The 14,569-nt window shown below is 72.5% G+C and carries 16 protein-coding genes; 7 read left to right on the forward strand and 9 right to left on the reverse strand.

Annotation, left to right across the window (positions count from 1 at the left end; translation table 11 throughout):
- Nucleotides 1-19: 19 nt before the first annotated feature.
- Genes pspAB through K1X13_RS03220 form a run of 4 tightly spaced genes read right to left on the reverse strand, consistent with a single transcriptional unit; the run spans nt 20 to nt 2,611 of the window.
- A complete protein-coding gene (gene pspAB, locus K1X13_RS03205) occupies nt 20-592 on the reverse strand; it encodes a PspA-associated protein PspAB (protein ID WP_221023576.1) in 573 nt (190 codons plus the stop codon).
- 2 nt (nt 593-594) lie between these two features.
- Nucleotides 595-1,542: a zinc metalloprotease HtpX gene (gene htpX / locus K1X13_RS03210; protein ID WP_221023577.1), complete on the reverse strand. Its 948-nt coding sequence runs from the start codon at nt 1,540-1,542 to the stop codon at nt 595-597.
- Nucleotides 1,542-1,820, reverse strand: a complete 279-nt coding sequence (pspAA, locus tag K1X13_RS03215; protein WP_221023578.1) for a PspA-associated protein PspAA — start codon at nt 1,818-1,820, stop codon at nt 1,542-1,544. Before pspAA ends, htpX begins: the two co-directional genes overlap by 1 nt.
- Nucleotides 1,817-2,611, reverse strand: a complete 795-nt coding sequence (locus K1X13_RS03220) for a PspA/IM30 family protein (protein WP_221023579.1) — start codon at nt 2,609-2,611, stop codon at nt 1,817-1,819. The genes pspAA and K1X13_RS03220 overlap by 4 nt, the downstream gene beginning before the upstream one ends.
- A 148-nt stretch (nt 2,612-2,759) precedes the next feature.
- Between K1X13_RS03220 and K1X13_RS03225 the strand changes: the two genes are divergently transcribed.
- Nucleotides 2,760-3,347, forward strand: a complete 588-nt coding sequence (locus K1X13_RS03225) for a DUF3043 domain-containing protein (RefSeq protein WP_221023580.1) — start codon at nt 2,760-2,762, stop codon at nt 3,345-3,347.
- On the opposite strand, the gene K1X13_RS03230 is transcribed toward K1X13_RS03225, so the two are convergent.
- Complete coding sequence (locus tag K1X13_RS03230) at nt 3,313-3,636, reverse strand: thiamine-binding protein (RefSeq protein ID WP_221023581.1); 324 nt, start codon at nt 3,634-3,636, stop codon at nt 3,313-3,315. The genes K1X13_RS03225 and K1X13_RS03230 overlap by 35 nt on opposite strands.
- Before the next feature lie 71 nt (nt 3,637-3,707).
- Between K1X13_RS03230 and K1X13_RS03235 the strand changes: the two genes are divergently transcribed.
- Nucleotides 3,708-4,715: an aldo/keto reductase family protein gene (locus tag K1X13_RS03235; protein WP_221023582.1), complete on the forward strand. Its 1,008-nt coding sequence runs from the start codon at nt 3,708-3,710 to the stop codon at nt 4,713-4,715.
- An 88-nt stretch (nt 4,716-4,803) separates the two neighbouring features.
- On the opposite strand, the gene fdhA is transcribed toward K1X13_RS03235, so the two are convergent.
- From fdhA to K1X13_RS03255, 4 genes are all read right to left on the reverse strand, one after another.
- A complete protein-coding gene (fdhA, locus tag K1X13_RS03240) occupies nt 4,804-6,015 on the reverse strand; it encodes a formaldehyde dehydrogenase, glutathione-independent (protein ID WP_221023583.1) in 1,212 nt (403 codons plus the stop codon).
- Nucleotides 6,016-6,097: 82 nt separating this feature from the next.
- Complete coding sequence (locus K1X13_RS03245; RefSeq protein WP_221023584.1) at nt 6,098-6,847, reverse strand: MIP/aquaporin family protein; 750 nt, start codon at nt 6,845-6,847, stop codon at nt 6,098-6,100.
- A gap of 175 nt (nt 6,848-7,022) precedes the next feature.
- The gene (locus tag K1X13_RS03250; protein WP_221023585.1) at nt 7,023-8,192 is read right to left on the reverse strand and encodes an AAA family ATPase; all 1,170 of its coding nucleotides are present in this window, start codon (nt 8,190-8,192) and stop codon (nt 7,023-7,025) included.
- 149 nt (nt 8,193-8,341) lie between these two features.
- Nucleotides 8,342-8,605, reverse strand: coding sequence for a hypothetical protein (locus tag K1X13_RS03255; protein ID WP_225914503.1), 264 nt, complete (start codon nt 8,603-8,605; stop codon nt 8,342-8,344).
- Nucleotides 8,606-8,895: 290 nt separating this feature from the next.
- Between K1X13_RS03255 and K1X13_RS03260 the strand changes: the two genes are divergently transcribed.
- From K1X13_RS03260 to K1X13_RS18975, 5 genes are read left to right on the forward strand one after another with little or no spacing between them, the layout of a single operon-like run.
- On the forward strand, nt 8,896-9,606 hold the full coding sequence (locus K1X13_RS03260; protein WP_221023586.1) for an SCO2322 family protein: 711 nt from the start codon (nt 8,896-8,898) through the stop codon (nt 9,604-9,606).
- Between the two features lie 19 nt (nt 9,607-9,625).
- Entirely contained in the window at nt 9,626-10,756 is a 1,131-nt protein-coding gene (locus K1X13_RS03265) for a CbiQ family ECF transporter T component (protein ID WP_221023587.1), read from the forward strand.
- On the forward strand, nt 10,753-12,384 hold the full coding sequence (locus K1X13_RS03270) for an ABC transporter ATP-binding protein (RefSeq protein ID WP_221023588.1): 1,632 nt from the start codon (nt 10,753-10,755) through the stop codon (nt 12,382-12,384). Before K1X13_RS03265 ends, K1X13_RS03270 begins: the two co-directional genes overlap by 4 nt.
- Nucleotides 12,381-13,178 carry an ECF transporter S component gene (locus K1X13_RS03275; RefSeq protein WP_308249367.1) on the forward strand — a complete coding sequence of 266 codons (798 nt, stop codon included), beginning with the start codon at nt 12,381-12,383 and terminating at the stop codon, nt 13,176-13,178. The genes K1X13_RS03270 and K1X13_RS03275 overlap by 4 nt, the downstream gene beginning before the upstream one ends.
- A complete protein-coding gene (locus K1X13_RS18975; protein WP_225914504.1) occupies nt 13,175-14,569 on the forward strand; it encodes a bifunctional adenosylcobinamide kinase/adenosylcobinamide-phosphate guanylyltransferase in 1,395 nt (464 codons plus the stop codon). The genes K1X13_RS03275 and K1X13_RS18975 overlap by 4 nt, the downstream gene beginning before the upstream one ends.

Raw genomic sequence — 14,569 nt, forward strand, 5'->3', positions numbered from 1 at the left:
ACCGCTGGGGCGTCCTGGGCTACAGGCCCGGGGCGCCCCAGACGGGCATCCACCTGCTGAGCTGCGGCTCGAGGGGCAGGTCGCTGCCCAGCAGGTCCCGGACCTGGATCTCCAGCAGGTTGTCGCGCCTCTGGCCCTCCTGCGGGGCGAACGGGTAGAACGTGCCCTGCTTGTAGAGGTAGACCAGCCCCAGCCGGCGGCCGGCCGCGTCGGTGAACCCGACCAGCGAGCAGAGCAGCCCCTGGCCGAACCCCTGCGCCTCGAGCGTGGTGTTGACCGCGTGCAGGTCGGTGACCAGCGCGGACAGGTCGGACGGGTCCTGCCGGGTGACCAGCCAGGTGAAGCCGAAGCTGTCGGTGGTCCGCTCCACGTCGGGGCCCTCGTCGGCGTCGAGCAGCGCGACGATGTCGCCCTGCGTCTGCGCGAACGCCGCCCCCTCCGCCTCCCGGTAGCAGACCGAGCCCACGCCGGTCGGCTGGAACCCGGCGGCCGTCTGCAGGGTTATCGCCGCTGAGGGCAGCGCGAAGAGCGCGTCCAGGTTGGCCGCGACGGGCTTGCTGCGGCCCAGGAGCGAGTCGAGGAAACGACCCACCGTCACAGCTCCGGTCCGGGCGACGGGAAGCCGCCGTCCATCGGCCGGCCGAGCTCCGCGGAGACCTTCGCGAGCTGCTCGATCCGCTGCTCCAGCGAAGGGTGGGTCGAGCTGAGCGTCGACAGGGTCGCGCCGCTGATCGCCGGGGCGATGAAGAACGCGTTCATGCTCTGCGCCGAGCGCAGGTCGCGGGTGGGGATCGCGGCGATCTCCCCGGTGATCTTGGTCAGCGCCGAGGCGAGGGCCGAGGGCTTCTGCGTCAGGAAGGCGCCGGCGCGGTCTGCGGACAGCTCGCGATAGCGCGAGAGCAGCCGGGTGAGGAAGAAGCTGATCGCGTACACGACCAGGCTCACCACGAGCGCGATCAGGAACCCGAAGGCGCCCGCCCCGTTGTTGTCGCTGCGCCGCCCGCCCCCGAAGATCGCGCCGTACTGCGCGCCGCGGGTGGCCATCCCCGCGACGATGCCGGCCGACGAGGCCAGCGTCATCACCAGCACGTCGCGGTGCGCCACGTGGGAGAGCTCGTGCGCGAGCACCCCCTCGAGCTCCTCCGCGGTCAGCCGGTCGAGGATCCCGGTGGTGACGCAGACCGCGGCCCGGCTCGGCGAGCGGCCCGTGGCGAACGCGTTGGGCAGGTCGGTGTAGGCGATCGCGACCCGCGGCTTGGGCATGTCGGCCATCGCGCAGAGCCGGTCGATCATCCCGTGCAGCTCCGGGGCCTCCTCGGGCGAGACCTCCCGGGCGCGCATCGCCTTCAGCGCCAGGGTGTCGGAGTTGTACCACTGGAACCAGGCGATGCCGAGGCCGATGACCCCGATCAGGAAGGCGTAGTTAGGCAGCGCGTACATCAGCCCCACGACCAGCCCGACGAACAGCGCGCCGAGCAGGAACATGACCAGCGTCATCCGCGCGGTCAGCCCGGTGTCCTTGATGAAGCGGGAGTGTGCCATCAGCCCGGGATCAGCCCTTCGTCGCTGAGCAGGGCGCGGACCTCGTCGATGGTCGCGTCGGCCGGGGGCAGGATGAGGTCGGAGTTCACGAGGGACTCGTCGGGGAGTACGGCGCCGTGCTTGCGGACCCCGTCGAGGAGCGCGGCGAGGCTCTGCGAGAAGGTGACCTCGTCACCGTTCTCGACCGCGGCCTCCACCACCTCGTCGAGGTCGTTCAGCGCGGTGAGGTGCTCCTCGGAGACGTCCCACTGACCTTCTCCGAGAATGCGCACGATCATGGCTGTCCCTCCTCCTTCTCCCGCTCGGCGGCGAGCTGCGGGGAGGACGGAGTGGTCTCCCCCGCCTCGATCGCACCCGGCTGCGCCGTACCACTCGTGCCCGAGCGGAGCGCGGCCAGCTCGGCCTCGACGTCGGAGTCCTTGGACATCGCGTCGAGCTCGCGGGCGATGTCGTCGCCCTGGCCGTGGGAGCTGACGTCGTCGAGCGCGCCCGAGGCGATCAGCTCATCGATCGCACCGGCGCGGGCCTGCATCTGCGCGGTCTTGTCCTCCGCGCGCTGCACGGCCATGCCGACGTCGCCCATCTCCTCGGAGATCCCGGAGAACGCCTCGTTGATGCGGGTCTGCGCCTCGGCGGCGGTGTAGGTGGCCTTGATCGTCTCCTTCTTGGTGCGGAAGGACTCGACCTTGGCCTGGAGCCGCTGCGAGGCGAGGGTGAGCTTCTCCTCCTCGCCCTGGAGCTGGGCGTGCTGCACCTTGAGGTCGCTGATCTGGCCCTGGAGGCCGGACTTGCGCGTCAGCGCCTCGCGGGCGAGGTCCTCGCGGCCCATCGACAGCGCCTTCTGCGCCTGGTCGTGCAGCTTCTGGGACTGCTGCTCGAGCTGGGCGACCTGCAGCTCCACGCGCTTGCGGCTGGTGGCGACGTCGGCCACCCCGCGGCGTACCTTGGACAGCAGCTCGATCTGCCGCTGGTAGCTGTAGTCGAGGGTCTCGCGCGGGTCCTCGGCACGGTCGAGAGCCTTGCTGGCCTTGGATCGGAAGATCAGGCTGATGCGCTTCATGAGGCTCATGGAGTGCGGACCCCCTTCAGGTTCGTGGCTGGATGCGTCGCTTCCACCCTACGGTGCAACGTGCCGCTGGGGCAGCAGGTTCCCGCGGGTACGCTGGGCGGCAAACCCGGGGCGGACACAGCCCCCTCCGATGAGCAGAAGGCCAGCCTTGTTCCGTCGTACGAAGCCCGAAGACAGCACCGCCTCCTCCGCCTCCGCCGAGGCCAAGCAAGGCGGCAAGGGCCGCCCCACCCCCAGCCGCCGCGAGGCGGAGGCAGCCGCGAAGGCGCGCGCGAAGTCCCCGGGGAACAAGAAGGAGGCCGCCCGCCAGCTGCGTGAGCGGCGTGCCCAGGAGAACGCCCGGATGCGGCAGGGCATGAAGACCGGCGACGAGCGCTACCTCCCGGCCCGCGACCAGGGTCCGGTTCGCAGCTTCGTGCGCGACCGGGTCGACTCCCGGCTGTGCATGGCGGAGTTCCTGCTGCCGCTGCTGCTCGTGATCATGGTGATGCAGTACTCCGGCAACGCCACGCTCCAGGGCTTCAGCAACGGCCTCTGGTCCGCCACGATCATCCTCGTGCTCGTCGACACGATCCTGCTGGTCATCAAGCTCAAGCGCGAGCTCAAGAAGCGGTTCGGCGACGAGGGCACCAAGGGCGCGGTGTTCTACGGGATCCTGCGCTCGATGCAGCTGCGCTTCCTGCGGCTGCCGAAGCCCAAGGTCAAGATCGGTCAGCGTCTCCCCGAGCGCTACTGAGCCGGTCCTCGATCCGCTCCACCTTCGCGGTGAGCTGGCCGGTGTGGCCCGCCCGGATGTCGGCCTTGAGCACGAGGCCGACCCGGGGCGAACGCGCGGCGACGACGTCGACGGCCCGTTTCACCACGGCCATCACCTCGTCCCACTCCCCCTCGATGTTCGTGAACATCGCGTTGGTCTCGCACGGCAGCCCGGACTCGCGCACGACGCGGACGGCGTCGGCGACCGCCTCGCTGACACCACCGGTCTCGTCCCCGGACGACGGGCTGATGCTGAAGGCGACGATCATGCGCCCACGGTAGCGGTCACGGCGCGGCACACCGCCGTACGGCGTTGTGGCGGGTGGCTAGGGTCGGAACCATGGAAATTCGCAATCTTGGATCGAGCGGTCTGAAGATCTCGGCGATCGCCTACGGCAACTGGCTCACCCACGGCTCGCAGGTCGAGGAGGACGCCGCCCTGGCGTGCGTGCGCCAGGCGCTGGAGGAGGGCATCACGACCTTCGACACCGCCGACGTCTACGCCAACACGGCCGCCGAGACCGTCCTCGGCAAGGCCCTCAAGGACGAGCGCCGCGAGGGGCTGGAGATCTTCACCAAGGTCTACTGGCCCACCGGCCCCGGCAGGCACAACGACCACGGGCTCTCCCGCAAGCACATCATGGAGTCGATCAACGGCTCCCTGAAGCGGCTCGGCACCGACTACGTGGACCTCTACCAGGCGCACCGGTTCGACTACGAGACCCCGCTCGAGGAGACGATGGAGGCCTTCGCCGACGTCGTGCACTCGGGCAAGGCGCACTACATCGGCGTCTCGGAGTGGACCGCCGAGGAGATCCGGCGCGGCCACGCCCTGGCCCGCGAGCTGCGGATCCCGTTCGTGTCGAACCAGCCGCAGTACAACATGATCTGGCGGGTCATCGAGCCCGAGGTGGTGCCCACCTCGGAGGAGCTCGGCATCGGCCAGATCGTCTGGTCCCCGATCGCGCAGGGCGTGCTCACCGGCAAGTACAAGCCGGGCCAGGACGCGCCCGCCGGCTCGCGCGCCACCGACGCCAAGGGCGGGTCGGACATGATCTCGCGCTGGATGAAGGACGACGTGCTCAGCCGCGTCCAGCAGCTGCAGCCGATCGCCGACGAGGCCGGCCTCTCGATGGCCCAGCTCGCCGTCGCCTGGGTGCTGCAGAACCCCAACGTGTCCGCGGCGATCATCGGCGCCTCGCGTCCCGAGCAGGTCACCGAGAACGTCAAGGCCGCCGGGGTGAAGATCGAGGACTCCGCGATGAAGCAGATCGACGAGATCCTCGACGGCGTCATCGAGCGCGACGCGTCGAAGACCGTCTCCCCGCAGCGCCGCGAGTTCGGCTGAGCCGGGCTCGGCCCGTACGACGGACGCCGGCGCCGGCCCTCATGGGCCGGCGCCGGCGCCTCGTTTCTCCCCGGGTGCGTCCGCTCGCTCAGGCGACCATGTTGTGCGGGTCGATCACGTACTTCTTCGCAGCTCCCTTGTCGAACTCCCGGTAGGCGGCCGGAGCGTCGTCCAGGCCGATCCTGGCGGCGTTGACCGCCTTCGCGATGTGCGCCTTGTCGGCCAGGATCAAGTTCATCAGCTGCCGGTTGTAGCGCTTGACCGGGCACTGTCCGGTCGTGAACGAGTGCGACTTGGCCCAGCCGAGACCCAGACGCACGCCGATCTGGCCGACCTTGGCGTTCTCGTCGATGCCGCCCGGGTCCCCGGTGACGTACAGGCCGGGGATGCCCAGCGAGGCACCCGCCCGCGAGATGGACATGATGTCATTGAGCACCGTCGCGGGCGCCTCGGCGGCGTCGGCCCCGTGACCACGCGCCTCGAAGCCGACCGCGTCGACGGCGGCGTCCACCTCCGGCTCCCCCAGGATCTGCTCGATCATGTCCACCAGCTCGTTGCCCGAGCTCAGGTCGACGGTCTCGCAGCCGAAGCTCTTCGCCTGTGCGAGGCGCTCGGCGTTCATGTCACCGACGATCACGACCGAGGCGCCGAGCACCTGCGCGGAGTACGCGGCCGCCAGGCCCACGGGACCCGCCCCGGCGACGTACACGGTGGAACCGGTGGTGGTCCCGGCCGTGTAGGCGCCGTGGTAGCCCGTCGGGAAGATGTCGGAGAGCATCGTCAGGTCGAGGATCTTCTCCAGCGCCTGGTCACGGTCGGGGAACTTCAGCAGGTTGAAGTCCGCGAAGGGCACCATGACGTACTCCGCCTGCCCCCCGATCCACCCACCCATGTCGACGTACCCGTAGGCGGCCCCGGCGCGGGCCGGGTTCACGTTGAGACAGACGCCGGTCTTGCCCTCGTTGCACATCCGGCAGCGCCCGCAGGCGATGTTGAACGGCACCGAGCAGATGTCGCCCTCCTTCACGAAGAGCACGTCCTCCCCGACCTCGACCACCTCGCCGGTGATCTCGTGGCCCAGGCTCTGACCGACGGGTGCGGTGGTGCGGCCACGGACCATGTGCTGGTCGCTGCCGCAGATGTTCGTGGTGACCAGCTTGAGGATCGCGGCGTGCGGGGCCTTCTTCTTCAGGCCCAGGCCGTTGACCACGTCCTCGGGCAGCTCGAGCTTCGGGTAGTCGACGGCCTCGACCGCGACCTCCCCAGGACCCTTGTAGACGACTACGCGGTTCCCCGTCATGGAGATTCCTTTCGTTGCCAGTGCGTCGGGGCACTGCGGTGGTTGTGTGCTGTCGTGCGGTGCGTGCTCGGCGGTGCGGGGTTCAGCTCTCCTCTCCCGGGCTCGGTGTGTAGGACTCCTCGGCCGCCGGGATCTCCGCGGCGCGGGTCTGGGCGACGAAGTCGAAGACGAGGACGGCGGCGACCGCCCCGAACAACGGGCCGATGAAGTAGACGAGGAGCTGAGCCCAGTCGGGCCCGTCCCCGAAGATCGCGAGGGTGACGTAGGGGCCGAAGGTGCGCGCCGGGTTCAGCGAGCCGCCGGTGAGCGGGGCGATCAGCAGGATCGCGGCGGTCACGGCCAGCCCGATGATCAGCCCGGCCCAGCCCAGGGGCGCCTGCGAGTTGACCGCGAGCGCCATCACGGCGAAGAGCAGCAGGAACGTGCCGGCGGCCTCGGCCGCCATGCCCTGGGCGAAGGACACCCCCTCGCCGAGCGAGGTCGCGCCGAGCCCGAGATCAGCCGCGCCGGTGCCGAACACCGCCACCACGGCGAACGAGCCGACCACCGCGCCCACGACCTGCGCGAGCACGTAGGGCACGACCTCGGCCCACGGGAAGCGCCGGGTCACGGCGAGGGCGAGGGTGACCACGGGGTTGATGTGCGCCCCGGAGACCGGTCCGAACCCGTAGATGACGACGGCGACCACGACGCCGAAGGCCAGCGAGATGAACCCGAGCCCCGCGTAGTCCAGCTCGCCTCCGCCGAGCGTGAGGGCCGCGACCACCGAGCCTGTGCCCACGAGGACGAGCAGGGCGGTGCCGACCGCCTCGGCCACGATGCGCCTGGTCAAGGTCGCCTGCATCTGGACCACTCCCCCGTGGAGCCGTGTCAGGGCGGGTCGTCGGGACGACCCCGGCGGGCTGTGACGTGCGTCACTCCCGCTTGGCACGCTAACCGCTGGTCCGCAGCCCTACAAGGGGGCGGTCGCCCGAGGGGGCCCGGCGCGGGCTCGGGCCGGGGGACGCTCAGTAGGTGCGGCCGCGCTGGCGCACCCACAGTGCGAGCAGCGGGTCGACGAACCGCCACAGGGCCATGTCGCCGTCGCGCGTCACGTGCTGGCCCTCCTTGGCGAGCTCGCGCAGCGCGCTCTGCAGCGTCGCGCGCGAGGTCTCCAGACGCCGCGCGGTCGTCGTGCCGGTGGGCGAGTCGCCGTCGGCCAGCGCCACGAGCACCGCCTTCTTCCCGCCCGACAGCCCGTCCCAGACCGCCTGGTGCGCCTCGTTGGTCATGGACAGCGCCCGTCGTACGACGGCGTCGGCGAGCGCGATCTCCTCGACCTCGGCCCCCTCGGGCAGCGTGGTCGTCCCCTGGGCGCGCGCGGAGAGCTCGCGGTGCAGCAGGTGCGCGAGCAGCATCGTGCGCTGCGGGTGGCCGGCGGCGGTGGACATCAGCGGCGCGAGCGCGCCGACCGGATCCTCGCCGAGCTCCTCGAACCGCTCGCTGAGCTCGACCAGCACGTCGTCGAGGGGCAGCGGCCCGAGCTCGAGCGGCTCGGCCTGGCCGTAGAGCGGCCGCTCCCGGTCGCTGAACAGCTTGCGCATCAGCGACGGCTGCGAGCCGGCGTAGATGTAGACGGCCGCGTCCCCGTGGTACTGCACGTGCGAGCGCAGCAGCCCGTCGAGCGACGTGCCGGCGGTGAGCAGGTCCTGGAACTCGTCGAAGACCACGAGCGTGGGGATGCGGTCGCGCTCGAACAGGGTCAGCGGCAGGTCGAGCAGCTCCGCCGCGGCGGTCTGGGTCGCCTCCGGGCTGGGCACCCGCTGCCGCGGGCCGAGGGTCAGCCCCGGACCGGCCGGGGTCAGCGAGAGGCCGAGGCGGCTGCCGAGCGAGTCGAGGTGCGCGCGCAGCCTGCCGTCGCGGAGCCGGGAGTACGACGAGGCGATCCGCACGCAGATCTCGGCGAGCGACGTGACGCCGTACATGTCGACGTGCACGGTGCGCCAGCCCGCGCCCTGGAGCCCCTGGGCGTGCGCGAGCAGCAGGGAGGTCTTGCCGAAGCGCCGGGGGCCGGCCAGGCGGACGTGCACGCGCTCCTCGGCGGCCTGGCTCAGGCGGCGGAGCTCCTCGCGACGGTCGATCAGGGCGTCCGGGGCGATCGGGGTCTCGAAGGGGAAGGGGCGCAGGGTGGCCGGCATTCTTTTACTCTACGGGATTCGTATATACGAAGCAATACGCTTTCGCATGGCTGCGTCAATACGACTCCACGGACCTGCGGAACGGGTGACGTCTCGACGGCTCACGACTGACGCCTCGACGCCGAACGAGTGACGCCTCGACGAGGGGGTCAGGTGTTGGCGTGGAGGCTCATCGGGCCGTAGACCTCGCGGTCGCCCTCGAACAGGGTCACCGCGTCCACGCCGTCGTCGAGGAGCTCGCGCCAGGCCTCCCCCACCCACGACTCCGCGTCGCTCTGCGAGGGGAACTCCTGCGCCGCGTCGGACGCGCGGACCTCGTTCCCGGAGGCGTCCTCGAGGCGCCACCACCAGCGCGAGGACGACCCGGAGGCGGACTCACCAGGGAAACCGGAAGGCTCGAGAGAGTTCGTCATGTGGCGAGCCTAACGCCGGAAATCCGCGAGACCCCTTTGACGCCCCGCAGGCGGCATGCGACTGTCTACCCATCACTGCCCTCGTGTGGGAAAGCCGGTCAGAAGCCGGCGCTGACCCGCAACCGTGGTCCGAGCGTGAGCTCGGAGAGCCGGAAGACCAGACGAGTGCAGCGGCTCCCACCATCCGTCGAGGTCTACGGGACGGAGCCGGATCAGGGCAGGTGCGGACGTCGTCCGGCAGGCCCGGCGGTCCGGTCTCGTCATGTGCACCGCCGCAAGAAAGGGCCATCGTGGCCAGCTCTCCCCTCCGCCGCATCGTCGGCGCCCTCGCCTCCGCGCTCCTCGCCTGCCTCGCCGTCACCGGCTTCGCGGGCGCGGCCCACGCCGAGGACGGCTACCAGTACTGGAACTACTTTCACCTCGAGAACGACGCCTGGGAGTTCTCCATGGACGGCCCGGCCGAGTACCAGCCGAAGGACGGCGCCGTCGAGGCGTTCCGCTACGGCACCTCCACCGAAACCCAGGGCATCGAGCCCCGGGTCGACCTGGCCGAGGTCAGCTTCGACACCGTCTGCGCCGACCAGGAGGCCGCCGCGGGTGAGAAGCGGGTCGCCGTCGTGCTCGACTACGGCACCGACGAGGGCAACGGCAACCCGCCGCAACCGCGTGCCGAGTGCGCGGTCGTCGACCAGTTGGCCAGCACCCAGGACATCCTCGGCGAGATCACGGAGGTCCGGGTCGAGTCCGGGCTCACCTGCGCCATCGACGGCTACCCCGCCACCGGCTGCGGCGAGCCGGTGAAGAACGCCCAGGTCCCCGCCGACGAGCAGGCCGTCGCCTTCACCCTGCCCTCCGACGACTCCGCGGCGGCCGACGAGGGCTCCGCCGCCACCGCCGAGGACGACGGCGGCACCGTGTGGCCGCTGGTCGGCGTCGGCGCGGCCGTGGTCGTGCTCGGCGGCGGCGCCTACGCGCTGAGCCGCCGCAACCGGGCCGTCTGAGCCGACGCCTGCCACGCCGATGCGCCCCCAGAACCTGGTCACCTTCCCCCGGATCCTGCATCCGGGGGCCTGGTGGCTGTGGGCGCTCGGCCTGGCCGCGGCGGCCAGCCGCACGCTGAACCCGGTGCCGCTGCTGCTGATCCTCGCGGTCACCGGGTTCGTGGTCGCCGCCCGCCGCAGCGACGCCGCGTGGGCGCACTCCTACGGCGCCTTCCTCAAGCTCGCGCTGCTGATCATCGCGGTGCGCATCGTCTTCCAGTCCCTGCTCTCCTCGGGGTCCCAGGGGCCGACCGTCCTGTTCACGCTCCCGGAGGTCCCGGTCGCGGGCAGCACCGGCCTCAAGCTCGGCGGCGTGGTCAGCCTGGAGGCCGTGCTCCGCGCGTTCTACGAGGGTCTCCAGCTGGCCACGATCCTGTGCTGCGTCGGCGCCGCGAACTCCCTGGGCAGCGCGCGCCGGCTGCTCCGCTCGGTCCCCGGGGCGCTCTACGAGATAGGAGTCGCGGTGGTCATCGCGCTCACGTTCGCGCCCCAGCTCGTCACCGACGCCGCCCGGGTCCGCGCCGCCCACCGGCTCCGCGGACAGAGCGGCGGCGGGCTGCGCGCCCTCAAGCGCCTGGCGATGCCGGTGCTCGAGGGTGCCCTGGACCGCTCCGTCGAGCTGGCCGCGGCCATGGACTCCCGGGGTTACGGGCGTACGACGGACGCCGGCCGCGTCTCGCGCCGGCTGACCGGCCTCCTGGTCTTCGGCGGACTGCTGGGCGTGTGCGTGGGGGTCTACGGCCTGCTCTCCGGCACGAGCGCGGGCTGGCTCGGCATGCCGGCCCTGCTGACCGGGTCCGTGCTCGCGGCCGGGGGGATCTACTTCGGCGGCCGCCGTACCGGCCGGTCCCAGTACCGCCCGGACCCGTGGGCGCTGCCCGAGTGGCTGGTGGCCGGCAGCGGCCTGGTCGCCGCGGTCACCATGTTCGTCACCCTCGCGGTCGACCCCGCTGCCCTGGTGCTGGCCAGCGTCACCGCGGTCCCGCCGGTCCCCCTGCTCGCCTGCCTGGGCATCGGTGTGGCGGCACTGCCGGCGTTCCTCGCCCCTCCCCTGCCGCGTCCCGCGCCCGCGGCGCCGGCGCGCACCGAGACCGTGGAGGTGGCCGCGTGATCGAGTTCGACGGCGTCACCATCACCTTCTCCGGCGAGAGCACCCCGGTGCTCCGCGACGTCACCCTGGCCATCCCCGAGGGCGAGCTGTGCCTGGTCGTCGGGCGCACCGGGTCCGGCAAGACCACGCTGCTGCGCGCGATCAACGGCCTGGTCCCGCACTTCTCGGGCGGCACCCTCGCCGGCCGGGTCGTCGTGGACGGCCGCGACACCCGCGACCACCGGCCCCGTGACCTGGCCGAGGTGGTCGGCTTCGTCGGGCAGGATCCGCTTGCCGGCTTCGTGACCGACACCGTCGAGGACGAGCTCGCCTACGGCATGGAGTCGCTCGGGCTGCCCGCCGACGTGATGCGCAAGCGGGTGGAGGAGACCCTCGACCTGCTCGGGCTCGCGGAGCTCCGCGACCGGCAGCTGACGGACCTCTCCGGCGGCCAGCAGCAGCGCGTCGCGATCGGCGCCGTGCTCACCACGCACCCCCGGGTGCTGGTGCTCGACGAGCCCACCTCCGCCCTCGACCCGCTCGCCGCGGAGGAGGTGCTCGCCACCCTCCAGCGCCTCGTGCACGACCTCGGGCTCACCGTCGTCCTCGCGGAGCACCGCCTCGAGCGCGTCGTCCAGTACGCCGACCGGGTGGTCCTGGTCCCCGGCGGCGGGAGGCCGGTGTCCGACGGGACGCCCGACGAGATGCTCCAGCACTCTCCCGTCGCACCGCCGGTCGTGGAGCTCGGCCGGGTCGCCGGATGGCAGCCGCTGCCGCTCTCGGTGCGCGACGCCCGGCGCAGGGCCGCCCCGCTCCGCGCCCTGCTCGACGGGCTGGTCCCCCCGGGCCACGAGGCGGCCGACGGCGCCGGTGAGGTCGTCGCCGGGCTGTCGGACGTGGTCGCCGGCTACCGGCAGGTTCCCGTGCTCAAGGGCGTCTCCGTGACGCTGCGCGGCGGCGAGGTGGTCGCCCTGATGGGCCGCAACGGCGCCGGGAAGTCCACGCTGCTCAAGACCCTGGTCGGCATGCGGAAGCCGTCGAGCGGGCGGGTCCGGGTCGGGGGCGAGGATCCCGCCGCGCTCAAGCCGGCACGGCTGCTGCGACACGTCGGCCTGGTGCCGCAGGTCCCCGGCGACCTGCTCTACGAGTCCACCGTCGCCCGCGAGTGCACGCAGGCCGACAAGGACGCCGGGGTCCCGTCGGGCACCACCGTCGCCCTGTTCGAGCGACTCTCGCCCGGCGTCCCGCCCGGGCAGCACCCGCGCGACCTGTCGGAGGGACAGCGGCTGACCCTGGCGCTGGCCATCGTGCTCGCCGCGCGCCCACCGCTGGTGCTCCTCGACGAGCCGACCCGCGGCCTCGACTACACGGCCAAGCACCGCCTCGTGGAGATCCTGCGGGACCTGGCATCGCGCGGGCACGCGGTCATGCTCGCCACGCACGACGTGGAGCTGGTCGCGGAGGTCGCCACCCGGGTCGCCGTACTCGCCGATGGCGAGGTCGTCGCCGACGGGCCGGTGCGCGACGTGGTGGTCTCCTCCCCCGCGTTCGCGCCGCAGGTCGCGAAGATCCTCGCGCCGCAGACCTGGCTCACCCCGACCGACGTGGCGGTGGCGCTCGCCGGCGTCACCACGGTGTCGCGGCCGTGAGGGCCACCGACCTCGTCCCGCTGCGCGGCCGGTCCGCGCTGGCGCTGGCGGTGGTCTCCGCGGTCGGCCTGGTCGGGTTCTGCTGGCCGTTCTTCGTCGCCCCGGGCAGCGCGCTGGACAGCTCCCACTCCGGTGACGCACCGTTCCTGTTCGTGGCGATCCTGCCGCTGCTCGCCGCGATCGTGCTCTCCGAGCTGACCTCGGGCGGGATGGACGCCAAGGCGGTGGCGATGCTCGGCATGCTGTCGGCCGTCGGCGGCGCGCTGCGGGCCCTCGGGCCGGGCACCGCCGGGCTGGAGCCGAGCTTCGCGGTGATCATCCTCGGCGGCCGGGTCTTCGGGCGCGGCTTCGGGTTCGTGCTCGGGGCCACCACCCTGTTCACCGGGTCGCTGATCACCGGCGGCGTGGGGCCGTGGCTGCCGTTCCAGATGATGGCCGCGGGCTGGGTCGGCTTCTTCGCCGGCTGCCTGCCGCGCGCCGAGGGCCGCACCGAGGTGGGCCTGCTCGCCGGCTACGGGTTCGTCTCCGGGCTGGTGTTCGGCATGGTGATGAACATCTGGTTCTGGCCGTTCGCCTCCTACGGCCCCGAGGTCAGCTACGTCGCCGGCGACCCGCTCGCGGCCAACCTGCAGCGGTACGGCGTGTTCTACCTGACCACCTCCCTGCTGTGGGACCTCGGCCGCGCCACGATGTCGCTGCTCGTGCTCGCCCTCGCCGGGAGCGCGCTGCTCCGAGCCCTGCGGCGGGCCGCGCGACGCGCCGCGTTCGACGTACCGGTGGTGTTCCAGCGATGACCCGCACCGACGGCTCCCGGCTGGACGTGGTGGCGCTCGGCACCGGGTCGGCCGACGGCTGGCCCAACCCGTTCTGCGGCTGCGCGTCGTGCACCGCGCAGCGGGCGTCCGGGCGGGTGCGCGGGCAGACCTCCGCGCTGGTCGACGGCCGGCTGCTGCTCGACTGCGGCCCGGAGACCCCGCGCGCCGTCGAGCGCCTCGGCCTCGACCTCACCGGGCTGCGGCACGTGCTGATCACCCACCGGCACCCCGACCACTGCGCGCCGGCGTTCCTGCTGTTCCGGTCCTGGGTCGGCGACCCGCCGCTCGACGTGCTCGGCCCGCCGGAGGTCGTCGAGGCCTGCCGGATGTGGGTCGCCCCGGACTCCCCCGTGAACTTCGTGACGGTGCGGCCGGGCGACCGGCACCGGGTCGGCGGGTACGACGTCCGCGTCCTCGACGCGCGGCACGGCAGCCCGGGCTCGGCGGTGCTGTACGACGTCACCGCCCCGGGCGGCCGGCTCCTCTACGCCACCGACACCGGGCCGCTGCCCGACGCGACGGTGGCCGCCGTCCGCGGCGCCGCCTTCGACCTGGTGCTGATGGAGGAGACCTTCGGGGACTTCACCGAGCACGGCACCGACCACCTCGACCTGCCCGCCTTCGCCGACCAGGTGCGCCGGCTGCGCGAGGCCGGTGCGGTCACCGAGCGCACCGACGTGGTCGCGGTCCACCTCTCGCACCACAACCCGCCCGGCCCGGAGCTGGCGCGGCGGCTGGCCGCGTGGGGCGCCCGCACCGTCGACGACGGCGCGCACCTGCCGGCGCGGCCCGAGGCGGTCGGCGCGCCGCCCGTCGGTCCGCGCGCCGGCCTGCCGCGGCGGACGCTCGTGCTGGGTGGCGCCCGGTCGGGCAAGTCCCGGGAGGCGGAGCGGCTGCTCGCCGCCGAGGCCGACGTCACCTACGTCGCCACCTCCTACCCCTCCGGCAGCGGCGACGCCGAGTGGGACGAGCGGTTGCGCGCGCACCGTGACCGGCGTCCCGCGCACTGGGCGACGCTCGAGACCCTCGACCTGGTCGCGCTGCTGGACGCGCCCGGCGGCCCGCTGCTCGTGGACTGCCTGACCCTGTGGCTCACCCGGGTGATGGACCGGCACGACGCCTGGGACGACGACACCTGGGCGGCCTCCGGGGAGAAGGCGGTGCTGGCCGAGGTCGACGAGCTCGTCGCCGCCTGGCGCCGTACCTCCCGCCGGGTGGTCGCGGTGTCGAACGAGGTGGGCCAGGGCGTCGTGCCCGAGACCACGGCGGGTCGCCGCTTCCGCGACCTGATGGGCCGGGTCAACACCCGGGTCGCCGCCGAGACCGAGGACGTGCGCTGGTGCGCGGCGGGTCGCGTCGTCGGCCTGTGA

Origin of the sequence: Nocardioides jiangsuensis (assembly GCF_019679455.1) — a bacterium.
Classification (GTDB): Bacteria; Actinomycetota; Actinomycetes; order Propionibacteriales; family Nocardioidaceae; genus Nocardioides_C; species Nocardioides_C jiangsuensis.

Coding starts and splice junctions, on each gene's coding strand:
- htpX (WP_221023577.1), bottom strand. CDS start 1,542: ATGGCACACTCCCGCTTCATCAAGGACACCGGGCTGACCGCGCGGATG.
- pspAA (WP_221023578.1), bottom strand. CDS start 1,820: ATGATCGTGCGCATTCTCGGAGAAGGTCAGTGGGACGTCTCCGAGGAG.
- K1X13_RS03220 (WP_221023579.1), bottom strand. CDS start 2,611: ATGAGCCTCATGAAGCGCATCAGCCTGATCTTCCGATCCAAGGCCAGC.
- K1X13_RS03230 (WP_221023581.1), bottom strand. CDS start 3,636: ATGATCGTCGCCTTCAGCATCAGCCCGTCGTCCGGGGACGAGACCGGT.
- K1X13_RS03235 (WP_221023582.1), top strand. CDS start 3,708: ATGGAAATTCGCAATCTTGGATCGAGCGGTCTGAAGATCTCGGCGATC.
- fdhA (WP_221023583.1), bottom strand. CDS start 6,015: ATGACGGGGAACCGCGTAGTCGTCTACAAGGGTCCTGGGGAGGTCGCG.
- K1X13_RS03250 (WP_221023585.1), bottom strand. CDS start 8,192: ATGCCGGCCACCCTGCGCCCCTTCCCCTTCGAGACCCCGATCGCCCCG.
- K1X13_RS03255 (WP_225914503.1), bottom strand. CDS start 8,605: ATGACGAACTCTCTCGAGCCTTCCGGTTTCCCTGGTGAGTCCGCCTCC.
- K1X13_RS03265 (WP_221023587.1), top strand. CDS start 9,626: ATGCGCCCCCAGAACCTGGTCACCTTCCCCCGGATCCTGCATCCGGGG.
- K1X13_RS18975 (WP_225914504.1), top strand. CDS start 13,175: ATGACCCGCACCGACGGCTCCCGGCTGGACGTGGTGGCGCTCGGCACC.